The sequence below is a fragment of the Rothia sp. (in: high G+C Gram-positive bacteria) genome (genome assembly GCF_030540545.1).
Classification (GTDB): domain Bacteria; phylum Actinomycetota; class Actinomycetes; order Actinomycetales; family Micrococcaceae; genus Rothia.
On sequence record NZ_JAUNVZ010000008.1, the window covers coordinates 116,265 to 133,222 of the forward strand.

Sequence of the window (16,958 nt, forward strand, 5' to 3'; positions counted from 1 at the left end):
GGTCGGGGCTTAGTGCTTTATGGCATTGAATGCGCGGCGTTTAGTGCTTGCGGTGCAGTGCGCGGGATGCCACCTTGTGCAGAGCCATACGGTATTCGCTGGGAATCTCCAGGTAGCGCAGCGCCGAATCGACCTCCATGGACTTGAGCATAATCATATGCTCCAGTTCCTTGAGGGCACCGCTAGACTTCATGAGTTCGCGGATCTCTTCCACGCGCTCATCGCTCAGGTCGGCATCTCCCAGAGCGGATTCGAGTAGGGCGCGGCCTGCCTCATCGGTGCGCTGCAGGGTGAGCGCCACCAGTACGGTACGCTTGCCTTCGCGCAGATCGTCACCGGCGGGCTTGCCGGTGGTTTCGGGCTGGCCGAAGACGCCCAGCTCATCATCGCGCATCTGGAAACCCTCGCCCAGGGGCAGACCGAAGGCGCGGTAGGAGTCCAGCAGGGAGTGTTCGCGATGGCCGCGCTCGCCCAGAGCCAGGGCGCCGCCGAGAGTCAGGGGGTGCTCGCAGGAGTAGCGAGCAGACTTGAATCGAATCACGTTTTTAGCGCGTGCCAGGGCGGTATCGGCATCCTCGATGCCGATAACCTCGGAGTAGACATCCAGGTACTGACCGGCAAGAACCTCGGTACGCATCACGTCAAAAATACGGCGTGCCTCGGTGCCGTAGAGGGCACCCTGACCGATCGAAGAGAACATCTGCTCGCACCACGCCAGGGTCAGATCGCCCGCCAAAATACCGCCGGTCAGACCGTAATTGAAGGTGTCACCCTGCCACTTCTTGGACTCGTGGGTGTTTTCAAAACGCTTGTGCACGCTCGGGTTGCCGCGGCGCGTATCGGAACGGTCAATAATATCGTCGTGAATGAGCGCAGAGGACTGGAAGAGTTCCAGAGCCACACCGGCGCGAATAATTTCCAGGGGCTTCTCTTCGCTGAGAATGGAGGCACCACCGGCACCGCGCCAACCCCAATATGCCAGCAGTGCGCGCAGGCGCTTGCCGCCGGTGGATAGCTCGGCAATGGCATCCAGCAGGGGCAGGGAGTCGGGGGAAATACCGGTGAGAACTTTACGCTGATAGTCCAGGAAGGAAGCCAGCTCTTCTTCCAGAGCGGCAATATATGCCTGCTCTTCGCGCTGGGTAGGGGTGAGGTTTTCGGTCATGGTGTTACCTGCGGTTGGGGAATGTGTCTGCCCTCTATTTTAGGGTATTTGCTCGGCGAAAAACAGCGTGTTATAGAATGTATTTCTTAGTACATATGTTAGAATTTCTGTATAGAGGGATAGGATAACTGGTGACTCTCTAGGCTGCTTGCTGGAACACTCAATTGATGGACGGAGTGTTCTATAGGGCACAGATGAGGGTGTAAGAACTCAGCGTAGAAGCAGGATACGGATAAAGAAGGGTAAAGGAGGTGTCTATGGTAGCTCGAAACCCGCAGCCCGTGCGCGCTCAGGCGGTGGAACCCCGTGTGATTATGCACCTGGATATGGACGCCTTCTTTGTCAATGTTGAGCTACTTGCCAACCCCGCTTTGCGCGGCACACCTATTATTGTGGCGCCCCTGGGAGCTCGTTCGGTGGTCTGCTCGGCATCCTATGAAGCGCGCCAATACGGGGTGCGCAGCGCCATGCCGCTCTCTCGCGCATTGGCACTCTGCCCGCAGGCACATGTGCTGCCTCTGGAAGGGAATTACGGGCACTATTCGCGCTCCATTATGTCCATTCTGGGCGATGAAAGCCCGCTTGTAGAACAAATCAGCGTGGACGAAGCCTTTGTGGATCTCACCGGCGCCTATAAACACGGGCAGAACCCGGTGGATATTGCCCAGCGCGTGCGCGCTCGCATTAAAGATGAGCTGCAGCTACCGGCTTCGGCAGGATTGGCTCCCAATAAACTCTTGGCAAAAATGGCATCTACCGGCTCTAAACCCAATGGGCTCTGGGTGATTCCTCCCGCGCGGGTTCAGGAATTTTTGGATCCCCTGCCGGTGGGCAAACTCTGGGGCGTGGGCGCTAAAAGCCGCGAAAAACTCAATAATTACGGGGTTGAGCGCATCGCCCAGCTGCGCGAATGCGACCCTGCCTGGCTGATACAAACCTTTGGTGCGGCTCAGGGAGAGCATCTCTACGCCATGGCGCGCGGTCAGGATGACCGTCCGGTCATTACCGAGCGCGAAGAAAAGAGCATGGGTGCCGAACACACCTTTGCAACGGATACTCGCGAGAGCGAACAGGTGCTCGCTGTCCTGCTTTATTTGAGCCTGCAGATTGGGCAGAGGCTGCGCGCCCGATCCAAACGCACCGCGAGCTTGAGCATTAAATACCGTTACGCCGGTTTTGAAACCCACACCCGCTCGGTGCGCCTGGATAGACCCACCGACTCGGGTATGGATCTTTACCGCGCGGTTGCTAGCGAGCTGGCAGGTTTGGGAGTTGCCGATAGCTCGGTGGAGTATACGCCCAGAGCTCTGCGCTTGGTGGGTGTATCGGCTACCAAGCTCTCCGATGAGGGGCTGGATATGCAAGCGTCCCTCTTTGATATGGATGAGAGCGGAGCCATTGCCGAGCAGAAACGCCAGCCCAATTGGAGCGCTGTGGAACATGCCATGGATACCATTCGGCAGCGTTTCGGCGCCGATAGTGTACGCCTGGCGCAGGGCATAGACATCAAAAGAGGGGAGTAATAGATGCTCATATTCGCTCCGGCAGAGCGTCATAAATCATCTCAGGGCTAAATGTCGGCTCACTGTACCTGTTCATAGGCTGCATGGCTACCGGGCGGGCACGGAACAGGGTACTATGGAATACAAAGAGAACCTAGGACAGCCTGCATATATTCTTGAGAATGTATAGACTGTTATCTATCGTCACACTGTCCGGGCATCGGTCCGGGCTGAGAATCCCAAAAAGGGGAGGGCATGGCACTTTCTGAGGATGAAAAGCGAGTTCTCGCCCAGCTTGAAGAGCTGATGAGTGCGGAGGACCCTCAATTCGCTCAATCCATGGCGGAGCAGACCAAGACGGTCAGCTCCATTACGCCGCGCGCCATCGCTATTGGCGTGCTCGCAATCCTGCTCGGCTTGGGTATTGTCTTCGGCGCGGTCGCCATTAAGGTACCCGCGCTGGGCGTGCTGGGCTTTCTTCTGGCAACCTTTGGTGTGTACTGGGCATCCACCCAGCGTACCTCCCGCCAGGTCGATGCGCCCGCCTCCGAGCAGCCCACCAAGCCCTCCAGTGCATTTATGAGCAAGCTCGAAGAACGCTGGGATGAACGCGAACGAGGAGAAGGTCGCTTCTAGTCTTCAGCCTGCGCCAAGCGTGCCCATAACGCTTAGCGCAGGATGACGCATTTAACCGCCCACCTCACCCCCCCGAAATATACAACCGGCAGGAGAACCATGACCGAGCACAGCGCAGCCGATGAGCTGACCACCCGCGCGGGTGCAGCCCCCGCCGTATCCCTGGCAGAGCTATCCGACCGCCAAGCCGGAGAACGCCACGTGCCCGTAATGCTCGACCGCTGCCTGGATCTGCTCGCACCGGCAATCTCCAAGCCCGGCGCCGTGGTCATTGACGGCACCCTGGGTATGGGCGGCCACTCCGAAGCCATGCTTGAGCGTTTTCCCGAACTGACCCTGATCGGTATTGATCGCGACCCGCAGGCCCACGCTATTGCCGGGCAGCGCCTGGCGCGCTTTGGCGAGCGTTTTATCCCCGTGCACGCCGTCTACGATCAGATTGACTACGCCCTGGAGGTTGCGGGCGTGGAGCATATGGACGGTATTCTGCTGGATTTGGGTGTCTCCTCCATGCAGCTGGATGAGCGCAGCCGCGGCTTTGCCTACTCCTATGACGCACCCCTGGATATGCGCATGAATTCCACCGACCCGCTAACCGCCGAAATCGTGGTCAATGAGTACAGCGAAGAGGATCTGCGCCGTATTATTCGCTCCTGGGGTGAAGAAAAATTTGCCGGCCGTATTGCCTCTAAGATTGTGGCTGCGCGCGCAAAGGCGCCGATTCGTACCACCGGTGAGCTGGTTAAAATTATTCAGTCGGCTGTGCCCGTTGCCGCTCAGCGCAAGGGTGGCCACCCGGCAAAGCGTACCTTCCAGGCTCTGCGTATTGAGGTCAATCACGAGCTGGAGGCGCTCGAGCGCGCCGTACCCGCAGCCCTGAAGGCGCTGGCTCTGGACGGCCGTTTTGTCGCCATGAGCTACCACAGCCTGGAAGATAAGATCGTCAAGCGCGCCTTGAGCACCGCTGCAACCTCCACCGCTCCTAAGGGTTTCCCCGTGGAGCTGGAGGAGCACAAGCCGACCATGAAGATTATTACTCGCGGTGCTGAGCCTCCCACGGAGGAAGAGATTGCGCAGAATTCTCGTGCCGCCAGTGCTAAGCTGCGCGCTGCCGAGAAGATTAAGATGGAGGTGGCCTAGTGGCTCGCCGCCCCCTGCTACGCCGCGGCTCTGAGGCTGAATCTGCAGCGGATAAGGGTCCTCAGGCGGGCTCTGCCGCTAAGCTGAAGCGCCCGGCATCTTCTGAGCCGAAGCGTGCGGCAAAGGTTCGCGCTGAAAAGACCAGCGCTGAAAAGACCCAGCCCGAAAATGCGCACTTTGACAAGGCAGACTCTTATCAGGAGCAGCCCAAGCGTACCCGCCGTCGCCCGGTTGCTGCCCCCGAATCCCTGGTGAAGAACCGCGCACCCCTGGTGCAGAAGCGCGCTAAGCGCGGCTCAGCCCGTATGGTGCTCAATAGCTTTTTGGCTGTTATTGTTGCCTACCTCGGTTTTTCGCTGCTGCTGACCGTGGTTATTGCTCAGCGTCAGAATGATATGGTCTCCCTCAAGGCGCAGGAAACTCGCCTATTGCAGGAAAACCAGGCGCTGAATCAGGACATTGGCTACCGTCAGGCACCGCAGGATTTGGCGATTCGTGCCTCCACTCTGGGGATGTTTGTTTCCAATCAGCCCGCGAGCCTGAATGTGAAGACCAATACCATTGAGGGCATGCCCTCGCCCGCGGCCTCTCCGGTACGAGCGACCCCGAATCTGGTGGCGCCCCCGGTGGTTGGTAGTGATAGCAGCTATGCGCAGAATATTTCGCGCGCCCAGAGCGAGGCGGATAAGAAGGCGAGCGCAGAAGCCAGTGCCTCCGCTTCTGCCGCTGCGGCTCGTGCTTCTGCTTCGGCTGCTGCAACCAGCGCGGCTCCGGCACCCGCACAGAGCCAGGCTGCTCAGACTCAGGTGCCCGCACCGGCTCAGAGTCAGGCTGCTCCGGCTCCCGCTCAGAGCACTGCTGCCGCTCGTCGTTAGCTTCTATCGCTAGCTTCTGAGTATCGTCCCCAGCCTATAGGGGAGAAGCGGCGCACCCCTGTGCCTAGGGGTACTGTCTAGGGTTGCTCTCTAGCTCTGCTATCTAACCTCGTCACCCCATGGACTGCCGCCTAACCCCATCTATCCCATAAACCACTACCTATCAAGGAGAGCCCGTGCCTCGTAGCGATTCGAACCCCGCACCCGCACCCCGCGACCCCGAGAAGCTCGGGCGCCGCGCCTTTGTGCTGGGTGCCGTGGGTGCATGCGGCGCGGCTCTGCTTGCCGGTCGACTGAGCTATGTTCAGGCTTTTGACCCCAGGGGCATGGCGGAAAACGCCCGCAAGCAGCGTCAGCGTGAAGAGGTACTGCCGGCTCTGCGCGGTGAGATTACCGATATTAATGGCGTGGTGCTGGCGCGTAGCGTGCAGCGCTACACCCTGGTCGCCGATCAGAGCGCCGTGGCGGACTATAGCTATTGGAATGCTGATGGTAAGTCGGTTACGGTCACCCCGACCGAGCTGGTGTATCAGCTGACCGATATTTTGCGTTCTCTGGATTCGAGCATTGACGATAATTTTGTGAAGTCCAAGCTGGATGGCACCAGCCGCTACTCTGTTATTAAAACCAACGTGCCTCCCGCCGTGTACGACCGTATTGCTCAGCTGCAGGCACCCTATATTTACGGCACCGTAATGACCGAGCGCCTGTACCCCAATGGCTCCCTGGCGGGCTCTGTGATTGGCCGCTATAGCATTGTGGACGAGGCCATTGAAGGTACCACCCAGACCCGCAAGCGCAATAATTCGGTGGGCATTGAGCGTGTATACGATGAGGCGCTGACCGGCAAGGACGGCAAGCGCACCTACGAGATTAGTGCCGCGGGTGTGCGTATTCCGGTGGCTCAAAATAGCACCGAGTCGGCGGTGAACGGTAAGACCGTGCGCCTGACCATTAACCAGGATATTCAGTATTTCGCCCAGCAGGTCATTAGCGAGCGCGCCCGCCAGCTCAACGCTGAGTGGGGTACCGCCGTGGTGATGGATATTCGCGATGGTTCTATTTTGGCGATGGCTGATTCCTCCATGATGGACCCGAGCGCCGAGACCATTGAGAACGCTTTCGATATGACCCCTCGCGCTATTTCTATGGGCGTGGAGCCCGGCTCGACCGAGAAGATCCTAACGTCTTCGGCTCTGATTGAAGAGGGCATTACCACCCCGCGCAGCATTTACGATGTGCCCGCAACCCTAACCGTTAACGGCCAGACCTTTACCGACACCTTTACCCACCCGGCGCAGCGCCGTACCTTCTCGGGTATTATTACCGACTCGATGAACACCGGTACCGTGCTGGTCGGCCAGAAGCTGGAGAAGCGCAAGCGCTGGGAATGGCTGAAGAAGTACGGCATGGGCGAGTACACCGGTATTGAGCTAACCGGTGAGCAGCGAGGGCTGGTGCCCGAGTGGCGCCAGTGGGATGGTCGTCAGGAGTTCACGGTGCTCTTCGGTCAGGGTGTTTCCCAGACGCCTCTGCAGACCACTATGATTTTCCAGGCTCTGGCGAATAAGGGTATTAAACTCAAGCCTCGTATTGTGGACGCGGTCATTGATCCGGATGGCACTGTGCATAAGCAGCCGGTGGCTGAGGGTACCCGCATGGTCTCCGAAGCAACCGCTCGCGATTGTCTAACCCTCATGGAGAATGTGGTTGAGAAGGGCCACGTGCAGGATGCGCGCGTTGCCGGCTACCGTGTGGGCGGTAAGACCGGTACCGCGGAAGCCCCGGATGAGGAGAAAGGCGGCTATCGCGGCTACACCACCTCCTTTGTGGGTGTGGCTCCGCTTGATAATCCGCGTTATGTGGTCTCTCTGACCCTGCAGCGTCCCCAGGGCCAGGTGGGTCTGATCGGTGTGACCACTCAGTTTTCCAAGATTATGGAAAAGGTGCTGCAGACCTATAAGGTACCGCGTTCCACTACGGAACCGGAGCTGATCGAACCGCTGGTAACGGATAATTCTGCTCAAAAAAATTCTTAATCTAGGCTGTGAATGGGGTAAATTCCCCAACCGGCATAGAATAGACTGGGTAGAATATTAGTAGGTCTGCGCTCTTTAGCGCCTTCGCGCGCCCTTTAATCGGCGCCCGTCGGTGCCCTGTAGGTGGGGGAGTCCCACCGTGAGGCGAGAGCAACAGTCGCTAGTGTGAATTGTCCGCAGATCTGTGGATCTGCGAAATAAGGAAGTGGAATGAGCATGGAAAGCGAGCATCTAACGCCCGGTGCGTTTGAGGATGTGCAGTCTTTGCGTCCGGGAATTGTGCGTGAGCATTCCCCGGCATCTATTGTGCGTGCTTTGAGCGCTCTGAGCGAGATTCACCTGGAGCGCGATTCTGCGCGCCCTATGACCGGCATTAGCATGGATTCCCGTGCCGTGCGCGCGGGCGATCTCTATGTGGCTTTGCCCGGTGCTAAGGTGCACGGTGCGTCCTTTGCCCAAGCAGCCGTGGATGCCCAGGCGTCCGCCATTCTGACCGACCGCGCAGGGTATGAGCTCATGCAGCAGCGCGGCATTGATCTTTCCGAGTGTTCCATCCTTCTGGCTGAGGATATCCGCCCTCTGGTGGGCCCCGCGGCCGCCCTGATGTACGGTTCTGCTGGCCAGGACACCCTGACTCCTTTTGCGGTGACCGGCACCAACGGTAAGACCACCACCACCTATATGCTCGAGTCGGTGCTGCGCCGCGCCCTGGGATACCGCACCGGTCTGGTGGGTACCATCCAGATTTTGGTGGATGGCGCCTCCGTACCCTCGACTATGACCACCCCCGAATCGGTGCATGTGCATTCCCTGCTCTCGCTCATGGGTGAGCGTGGCCTGGATGCCGTCGCCATGGAGGTCTCCTCCCACGCAATTGATTACCACCGTGTGGACGGCGTGAAGTACCGCTTTGCGGGCTTTACCAACCTGACCCAGGATCACCTGGATCTGCACGGCACCATGGAGGATTATTTCGCCTCCAAGGCTCAGCTCTTTACTCCCTCTCGCTGCCAGCAGGCGGTTATTACTGTGGATGATTCCTGGGGCGAGCGCATGGCAGATACCGCAGCATCCCAGCTGGGAGAGCAGAACGTGTACCGCCTGTACACCGGCCGCGGCGCGGGCGCGGTTCTGCCGGCAAACGCTAGCGAACTGCACTGGGCTGTTGTGGATGTTGAACGCGAGGGCCTGGGGCATCGTTTCGCTCTGGTGTCCGGCAGCGGCGAGCGCGTGGAGTGCTTGACGTTCCTGCCCGCAGATTTCAATGTGTCCAATGCGGCTCTGGCGGCTCTGCTTGCCTACCTGCATGCCGATGAGGCACAGCGCCCGGCACTGCGTGCCGCCTTGGCTGATGGCTCGGCTCTGACCCCCGTGGTTCCGGGTCGTATGCAGCTCATTTCCACTGCGCCTCACGCCATTGTGGACTTTGCCCACAACCCGGACGGTTTGACCCGCGCGTTGGAGGCCATGGATCGCCCCGGCGCCGGCCGCGTGATTATTGTCTTTGGCGCCACCGGTGAGAGGGATCAGCTCAAGCGCCCCATTATGGGTGAGATTGCTGCTCGCCACGCCGATATTGTGGTTGTGACCGATGACGATCCGCACGGTGAAGACCCGGCTCCGATTCGTGAGCAGGTTGTTGCCGGTGCCCAGGCTGCTCAGGCGGCGGGTGCTCGCGCGGCTGAAATTCTCAATATTTCTCCGCGTGAAGACGCCATTGCGCAGGCTGTGCGTCTGGCGGGGGCTGCCGACTCGATTTTGATTGCAGGTCGCGGTCACGAGACCGTGCAGGAGGTCGACGGTACCAATATTGCCCTGGATGACCGCCTGGAAACTGCCCGTGCCCTGCTGACCAGCGGATATAGCGTACTGCCCGATTACGCCGCCATGGTTGAAGCTGCCGAGAAGAAGAACTAGGGGGAGAAAAGCATGATTTTTATGAGCGTTGCCGAAATCGCTGCGGCAACCGGCGGTGCACCCCTGGGGGTGGATAACTCGCAGCTGGACACCCTGGGTGTTACTTTTGCGACCACCGATTCTCGCGAGGTTGTACCCGGCACTCTCTTTGTGGCTAAGCCCGGTGAAGTCACCGACGGCCATAAGTTCGTACCCGTTGCTTTTGAATCCGGTGCATCCCTAGCTCTGGTGGAGCGCGAGGTTCGCGCTGAGTCCGGTGAGCTATACCCGAGCGTGCTCGTAGACGATGTTGTGCTCGCCATGGGCAAGCTGGCAACCGCCGTGATCGCTAAGATTCGTGCGGTGCGTGCTGAGCGCGGTGAGGAACCCCTGCGTGTCTTCGGCATTACCGGTTCTGCCGGTAAGACCACCACTAAGGACGCCCTGGCGGCTATGCTGCGTGGCTCGGGTGAAACTGTGGCTCCCGTGGGCTCCTATAATAGCGAGGTTGGCGTGCCGCTGACCGTCTTCCGTGCCGATGAAAACACCCGTTTCCTGGTGATTGAGATGGGTGCCGATCGTGTGGGTAATATCCGCTACCTTGCCGATATGACCGGCCCCGATTTTGGTGCCGTGCTCAAGGTGGGTACCGCTCATGCCGGTGAGTTTGGCGGTGTGGATAATATTGAGCGCACCAAGGGCGAGCTGGTTGAGGGCGTATCCTCTGCCATTGTGCTCAACGCCGATGATGAGCGCGTGCTGCGTATGTCTTCGCGCGCGAGCGTGCCGGTGCAGTACTTTAGTGCCTCCGAACCGGAAGAAGCCGACCGTGAGCGCACCCTGGCTGCGCTGAATCTGCGCGCCAATGAGCAGGGCTGCCCCGAATTTACCCTGCGTGTGCCTGCATCCCTGAACCCCGCCGGTGTGCAGGAAGAATATGAGATTTCCGCTCGCCTGATTGGTGAGCACCACGTCTATAATCTGCTGGCTGCTGCCTCCCTGGCGCTGTTGGCAGGCGTGTCCGCTGCCTCCATTGCCGAGTCGATGAATAGCGTGGGTGCGGTGTCTAAGTGGCGTATGGCGCGCACCGACCGTGAAGACGGCGTGAGCGTCATTAATGATGCCTATAACGCCAACCCCGAATCTATGGTGGCTGCCCTGCAGACTCTGGCGCAGCTGGGTCGAGGTGTACCCGCGCGCCGCACCTGGGCCGTTCTGGGTGCCATGTTGGAACTGGGAGATGCGAGCGTGGAAGAGCACGACCGCATTGGCCGTTTTGTGGTGCGCATGAATATTTCCAAGCTGATTGCCGTGGGTGATATCGCGAAGCCCATCTACAATGCCGCCCATTTGGAAGGCTCCTGGGGTAATGAGGCAACCTGGGTTGAAACTACCGAGGAAGCCGCCCAGATTCTGCGCGCCGAACTGGCACCGGGTGATATTGTGCTCTTCAAGTCCTCCAATGGTGCACGTCTGGGCCCGCTGGGTGATGAGATTGCCTTCGCGCCTGAAGCCTATGGTCGTGCAGAGGATCAGGCTCCGACCTGGTTGAGCGCTGGTGACTTTGTGGAACTGACGGATATGACGAAAATTTTTGAACAGCACAATGAGGAAGGTGCACGCTAAGTGGTTACTGTGCTAATTGCCGGCATGTTGGGCTTTGTGCTCTCTTTTGCCGCGCTGCCGGTGTTCATCCGCCAGATGAAGGCGCTGAAAATGGGTCAGCTGATCCGCGAGGAAGGCCCCGCAGCGCACCAACATAAGGCGGGCACCCCCACCATGGGCGGCCTGGTCTTTATCCCGGCGGCAGTGATCGCCTACCTGCTGACCCTGCTCATTAGCTCGGTCCTCTACGGCACCTCCATTGTGCCCAGCGCAACCGCTCTGCTGGTGCTCGGCTTTACCCTGGGTATGTTGGGCGTGGGCGCAGCGGATGACATTATGAAGTTCCGCAAGAAGGGCAATGAGGGCCTGACCGAAATGCAGAAGACCGTGGGTCTGCTGGCGGTCACCCTGCCTTTCGCGTTCCTTGCCTTCCAATTCCCCAATGCTGCGGGCGTGACCCCGGCATCCACCGCGATTTCCTTTGTTCGCGATCTGCCCATTGACCTCATGGCCTTTGGCCCGGTCATTGGCACTATTTTGATGATTGCCTGGTTGAGCCTGATTTCCCTCTCCGGTACCAATGCGGTGAACTTTACTGACGGTCTGGACGGTCTTGCCGGCGGCGTGACCATGACTATTTTCACCGGCTACCTGGGTATTTCCCTCTGGCAGTTCGTGCACTCCTGCGCATCCGGCGCGGCAACCGCCTGCTATGAGGTGCGCGACCCGGGCTCCCTGGTGCTCATTGCCGCAGCCCTGGTAGGTTCCCTGGGTGGCTTCCTCTTCTGGAACGTCTCCAAGGCACAGGTCTTTATGGGTGACTCCGGCTCTCTGGCACTGGGCGGCGCCATGGTTGCATTCGCGATCTTTACCCGCACCGAGCTGCTGCTGTTGGTCATTGCACTGATTCCTGTGCTTGAGGTCTTCTCTGTGATTGTGCAGAAGCTGGTCTTTAAGCAGAGCCGCAAAGCATCGGTGGCGCGCGGCGACGAGGTGCGCCACGCTTACCGTTTCTTCCGCATGACCCCCTTCCACCACCATATGGAAAAGACCGGCGCGAACGGCCGCTACTCCATTGATAAGCGCGGTCTGGCGCCCGGTAGCGTCTCCAGCGGCGAGGTGAACTCCGTGTTCCGCTTGTGGGTTATTAATGCCCTGTGCGTGCTGGTGGCTGTTGCTCTCTTCCTGGGTAATTGGTTCTCTCAGACTTCCGGAGTGATTCACTAATGCTTTCTGATGTTATTCTCGCTCAGATTCCTGCCGATCAGCACGAGCGTGCCGCCCGCCTGGAGCAGGCGATTGCGGTCAACCCCGTCTATGAGAACGAGAAGCTGCAGGCACTAACCAGCTGGGATGCTCCCGGTTGGGCTGGTCTGCGCGTGGTTGTGCTCGGCTACGGCGAGTCTGGCCGTGCCTGCGCCGATGTGCTCTCCCAGCTGGGCGCGCATATTACGGTGCTTGACGGTTCCCTGAGCGAAGAGAAGCTCGAAGACATTGCCATGCTCAACGAGACCAACCCCGGTAGCGTGAGCGGTCTGAGCGGGCAGGCTGCCGTCTCCGTACCCCTGGTGGATGGTGCAGAACCCGATGTTGTCGTGGTTTCTCCCGGCATTGCGCCCTTTAAGAGCTGGCTGCTGGATTGCTATGAACGCCAGATTCAGGTCTGGGGCGATATTGAGCTGGCGTGGCGCCTGAATGAGCGCGCATCCCGCCCGGCACCCGCCTGGCTGTGCCTGACCGGCACCAACGGTAAGACCACCACCGTGGGCATGGTTGATTCCATTCTTAAGGCAGCGGGCAAGAAGTCCGTGCAGGTGGGCAATGTGGGTAACGCGGCAGTGTACGAGGTTGCCAACCCCGAGATTGACTATGATTTCTTCGCTGTGGAGCTCTCCAGCTACCAGCTGCACTGGACCTACTCCCTGGCGCCCCTGGCATCTGTGGTGCTCAATGTGGCTCCCGATCACCTGAACTGGCACGGTAGTTTTGAGGCTTACTGCGCCGATAAGGCGCGCATTTACCGCAATACTGAGGTGGCGTGCATTTTCAACCTGGCTCATGAGGATGTCCTGCACATGGTTGAAGAGGCAGATGTGCAGGAGGGCGCTCGCGCTATTGCTATTACCACCTCTCAGATGCCGCAGATTTCCATGCTCGGTTTCGCTGAGGAACTCATGGTGGACCGCGCCTTTTTGAAGAACCGCTATAACGAGGCGATTTTCCTGGCGGAAGCTACCGATTTGTCTCCCATTCCGGGTAAGTGGCCGGCTAAGCACACCGCAGAGAATGCCTTGGCTGCTGCCGCCCTGACCCGTGCCGCCGGTATTGACCCGGAGGCTGTGCGCGCCGGTTTGATTGCTTTCAAGGTGGCTCCTCACCGCAATGAGATTGTGGCTCATCAGGATGAGATTCTGTGGGTCAATGACTCCAAGGCAACCAACCCCCACGCGGCGAACGCCTCCCTGAGCGCCTACCCTTCGGTGGTGTGGATTGCAGGCGGCCAGTCTAAGGGCGTGAGCTATGATGAGCTGGTTTCCACTCATGCGCCTCGCCTGAAGCAGGTGGTGGTTATCGGTACCGATACTTCGGGTCTGCGCGCCTCCCTGTCTAAGTTCGCGCCCCATGTGCCGGTGCATATGATGACCGGTACCGTTGAGGATTCTCGCGATGGTCAGGCGGTCATGGTTGCCGCTGTGCAGCAGGCTGCCCGCGTGGCGCAGGCGGGAGATACTGTACTGCTGGCTCCGGCGTCTGCTTCTCAGGATCAGTTCCGCGCCTATACCGAACGCGGTGATGCTTTTGCCCGTGAGGTTCGTCGTCTGCTGGGCGCCTAGGTGGGATGCCGATGAGTTCTTCTCTGGATTCCTCTCACGCCCCGAGCTTTGTCAGCCGTGTCCGCAGCTTTGCACGCAGGCACTATAACAATGCTTTCCAGCGCGTGTGGCATAGTGAGCTGCACGGTAGCTTTACGCGTATTCTGCTGGTGGTTCTGGCTCTGGTTTTCTTCGGCATTATTATGGTGCTTTCGGCGTCTTCGGTGGCGTTGATTTCTAGCGGCCGTAATGCTTTTGGCCAGGTGATTTCTCAGGGTGCTTTTGCCGTGATTGGCATTGGGCTGATGCTCGGCATTGCCTTCACTCCTGTGAAATGGTGGCGCTCTAACCCCGTGGTCATTCACGCCGGTTTTATCATAGCTATTGCCTTGCAGCTGCTGGTGGTTATTGCCGGTAAAGAGGTCAACGGTAATAAGAACTGGCTCTCTCTGGGGTCCTCTTTTGCGATTCAGCCGGCTGAGTTTTCCAAGCTCTTCTTTATCCTGTGGATTGCCTTTATTATTTCTCGCCGCGGCGAGTATATTGAGCGCTATAGCTGGAAGGTTCTGTGTGTTACAGGATCCGGGCTCATTCTGCTGGGCGCCCTGATTTTTGCCGGTCACGATATGGGTACGCTGACCATTTACGGCATTATCTTTGTGGGTATGCTCTGGCTTTCGGGTATCTCGAAGTCGGTGCTGCGCTGGACTGTGCTGGTGGCTGTTTTGGCAGCCATTGCCGGTAACTTTAGCAGTAGTAACCGTATTCAGCGTATTCTGGCTCTTTTCGGCCAGTGCGAAGGCTCCATGTGTGATCAGAGTAATGCGGGTGTTACGGCTCTTGCGACCGGCGGTATTTGGGGTGTTATGCTCGGCCAATCCCGCCAGAAGTACAGCTACCTACCCGAGGCTCACACCGACTATATTTTCGCTGTGATTGGTGAAGAGCTGGGCCTGGTGGGCACCCTGGCGGTGCTGGTTATGTACGCTTTCCTTTTTGTGTTGGCTGTGCAGATTATGGTGCGCACCTCCGATACTTTTGTGCGTATGACCACCGGTGGTATTACTATCTGGTTGGGCTCTCAGGCATTGATTAATATGTTCATGGTTGCCGGTGTGCTGCCGGTGATTGGTGTGCCCCTGCCTTTTATTTCTTATGGTGGTTCTTCGCTGATTTCATCGCTTTTGGCTGCCGGTGTACTGCTTGCTTTTGCTCGCAATACGTCGGTGTGGCGCGTGGCGTGGAATATGCCCGCCGATAGCAGCGAACGTCAAATGGCGCGTAATAATAAACTGCTGGATCGTCGCTCCGCCTATGAGCAGATGCTCACCGAGGAGAATGCGAAGATCGCGGCGAATGAGGGTAATTTCCCCGCTGTGATGGATCGTGTGCTGGCATGGTTCGGCTGGGGTGAGAAAGCTCAGAAGCCGGCTCCCAGTGCGGGGTCCGAGGTGCTTTCTCGTCATGCTTCGCGCCATAGCGTTTCTCACGCCCGGGTTCAGTCTCCGGCGGCTTCGAGCACTACCGCGGTGAAGAAGTCTTCGCCTAAGAGTAGTTCGGTTGCTACCGGTCCTCGTACCTCACGATTGGCTGCGGTGAAGAAGTCTCAGGCTGGTGTTTCTAAAACTGCTGGCTCGAAGGCAGCGACTCCTAAGAGCGCTAGCGCTAAGTCTGGCGGTGTAAAGGCAAGTGCTGCTAAGGCTCAGCCCGCACGCCAGGCACCGGTACACGCCGGGCAGGCTAAAGCAGCACAGGCTAAGGCAACGCAACCCAAGGTAACCCAGCCCAAGGCGGGAGCGCAGCGTAAGGCAACGCCTCGTCCCTCGGGTGCCTCCGCTTCCTCGCGTAGTGCCGCTTCTCGCGCTCGCACTCGTTCCTCCTCGCTGCCGGCGGGTTTGCGCCCGGTGCAGGAGATTCGAGCTCAGCAGAAGCAGCGCCCCAAGGATCGCTAAATCCTCTCTAACCCCGCAGACTTTGAATATTCTGAGAGTCTGCGGGGTTAGCTGTACCCGCCACTAGGCTTGTATCTGAGTGTTCATGCCAATGAGGGAGTAGCCCGGCGTCATTTATGGCGTAAAATTGGGGTGAGTATGTCTATAGGGAGATGAATCATGACGAAAGCACCCTCTGTGGTCTTTGCTGGCGGTGGCACCGCCGGTCATATTAACCCGATGCTCGCCATTGCGCGTGCGCTGCGCGAGCTGGAACCGAATGTGCGGATTCTAACCCTGGGTACCGCCGATAAGATGGAGGCGGAACTGGTTCCCGCCGCTGGATTTGAGATTGAGTTCATTCCGCGCGCCCCCATGCCGCGCTCGCTCTCCAAAGATACGCTGAGCTTCCCGGCAAAGCTGGTGGGCGGCATTAAGCGCGTAGCGACCCTGCTGCGTGAGCGCGAAGCCGATGTTGCCGTGGGCGTGGGCGGTTATGTGTGTTCGCCCCTGTACCTGGCGGCAGCTCAGGCAAAGGTACCCATTGTGATTCACGAGGCCAATGCGCGCCCGGGCTGGGCCAATAAGCTCGGCGGTCGCTTCTCTGCTTTTAGCGGCGTGGCATTTGCCAATACTCCCTTTAAGGGCGCCCAGCTGGTGGGTATGCCTATGAAGGAAGAGATCGCCCACCTCGATCGTGCGGCGCAGCGCCGTGAGGCTCGTCTGCGCCTGGGCCTTGACCCCGATAAGCCCACTCTGATTGTTACCGGTGGCTCCCTGGGCGCTGCCAGCCTGAATAAGGCTGTCGCTGAAAATATTGAGTCCTTCGCGCAGGCAAATTTCCAGGTGCTGCATATTACCGGCAAGACCAAGGCAATCCTGGACGATGCGGGTAAGCCCGTTGTTGCCCCGAACTATATTCAGATTGAATTTAGCAATGGCATGCAGGATGTTTACGCCGCCGCGGATCTGCTCATGGTGCGCTCCGGTGCTGCAACCGTGAGTGAAATCGCTGCGGTGGGTCTGCCCGCCGTCTTCGTGCCGCTGCCCCACGGTAATGGTGAGCAGGGCCTCAATGCCGCAACCCTGGTCGAAGCGGAGGCTGCCCTGCTAGTTGAAGACTCCCAGGTAACCGGCGAGTGGTTCGCGCAGACCATTCCGGCCCTGATGAATGACCCGCAGCGTCTGGAGGCTATGGCCGCCCGCGCCTATGAGCTGGGTATTCGCGATGCAGCCCAGGTGATGGCGGCTAAGATTCTGGAGCTGGCGCGTGAGCACAGGGCTGCTCGGGATGCTCAAGAGGCTGCCCGAGACTCTCAGACTACAACCGACCGAAAGAACTCTTAAGGAGCGAGA

Annotated in this window: 12 protein-coding genes; 11 read left to right on the forward strand and 1 reads right to left on the reverse strand. The window is 58.9% G+C overall.

All coding sequences use genetic code 11. The features are described from left to right. Positions 1-40 precede the first annotated feature (40 nt). Entirely contained in the window at positions 41-1,165 is a 1,125-nt protein-coding gene (locus tag Q4P78_RS07825) for a polyprenyl synthetase family protein (RefSeq protein WP_303339808.1), read from the reverse strand. A 257-nt stretch (positions 1,166-1,422) separates the two neighbouring features. Between Q4P78_RS07825 and dinB the strand changes: the two genes are divergently transcribed. The 11 genes from dinB (at position 1,423) to murG (ending at position 16,949) form a co-directional block, all read left to right on the forward strand. Next, entirely contained in the window at positions 1,423-2,688 is a 1,266-nt protein-coding gene (dinB, locus tag Q4P78_RS07830) for a DNA polymerase IV (RefSeq protein WP_303339809.1), read from the forward strand. A gap of 234 nt (positions 2,689-2,922) precedes the next feature. Beyond that, complete coding sequence (locus tag Q4P78_RS07835) at positions 2,923-3,303, forward strand: DUF3040 domain-containing protein (protein ID WP_303339810.1); 381 nt, start codon at positions 2,923-2,925, stop codon at positions 3,301-3,303. A gap of 99 nt (positions 3,304-3,402) precedes the next feature. Beyond that, positions 3,403-4,443: a 16S rRNA (cytosine(1402)-N(4))-methyltransferase RsmH gene (gene rsmH / locus Q4P78_RS07840; RefSeq protein ID WP_303339811.1), complete on the forward strand. Its 1,041-nt coding sequence runs from the start codon at positions 3,403-3,405 to the stop codon at positions 4,441-4,443. Beyond that, positions 4,443-5,318 (forward strand): amino acid ABC transporter ATPase, encoded by an 876-nt coding sequence (locus Q4P78_RS07845; RefSeq protein WP_303339812.1) that lies wholly within the window; start codon positions 4,443-4,445, stop codon positions 5,316-5,318. Before rsmH ends, Q4P78_RS07845 begins: the two co-directional genes overlap by 1 nt. A 176-nt stretch (positions 5,319-5,494) precedes the next feature. Further along, positions 5,495-7,357: a penicillin-binding protein 2 gene (locus tag Q4P78_RS07850; protein WP_303339813.1), complete on the forward strand. Its 1,863-nt coding sequence runs from the start codon at positions 5,495-5,497 to the stop codon at positions 7,355-7,357. A 210-nt stretch (positions 7,358-7,567) separates the two neighbouring features. Further along, positions 7,568-9,274, forward strand: coding sequence for a Mur ligase family protein (locus Q4P78_RS07855; RefSeq protein ID WP_303339814.1), 1,707 nt, complete (start codon positions 7,568-7,570; stop codon positions 9,272-9,274). Between the two features lie 12 nt (positions 9,275-9,286). After that, the gene (murF, locus tag Q4P78_RS07860) at positions 9,287-10,879 is read left to right on the forward strand and encodes a UDP-N-acetylmuramoyl-tripeptide--D-alanyl-D-alanine ligase (RefSeq protein WP_303339815.1); all 1,593 of its coding nucleotides are present in this window, start codon (positions 9,287-9,289) and stop codon (positions 10,877-10,879) included. Beyond that, positions 10,880-12,085, forward strand: a complete 1,206-nt coding sequence (gene mraY, locus Q4P78_RS07865) for a phospho-N-acetylmuramoyl-pentapeptide-transferase (protein WP_303339816.1) — start codon at positions 10,880-10,882, stop codon at positions 12,083-12,085. It begins immediately after the preceding gene. Further along, positions 12,085-13,692 (forward strand): UDP-N-acetylmuramoyl-L-alanine--D-glutamate ligase, encoded by a 1,608-nt coding sequence (murD, locus tag Q4P78_RS07870; protein WP_303339817.1) that lies wholly within the window; start codon positions 12,085-12,087, stop codon positions 13,690-13,692. The genes mraY and murD overlap by 1 nt, the downstream gene beginning before the upstream one ends. 11 nt (positions 13,693-13,703) lie before the next feature. Continuing rightward, positions 13,704-15,623 (forward strand): FtsW/RodA/SpoVE family cell cycle protein, encoded by a 1,920-nt coding sequence (locus Q4P78_RS07875; protein ID WP_303339818.1) that lies wholly within the window; start codon positions 13,704-13,706, stop codon positions 15,621-15,623. A gap of 159 nt (positions 15,624-15,782) precedes the next feature. Continuing rightward, positions 15,783-16,949 carry an undecaprenyldiphospho-muramoylpentapeptide beta-N-acetylglucosaminyltransferase gene (gene murG / locus Q4P78_RS07880; RefSeq protein WP_303339819.1) on the forward strand — a complete coding sequence of 389 codons (1,167 nt, stop codon included), beginning with the start codon at positions 15,783-15,785 and terminating at the stop codon, positions 16,947-16,949. Positions 16,950-16,958: the final 9 nt, after the last annotated feature.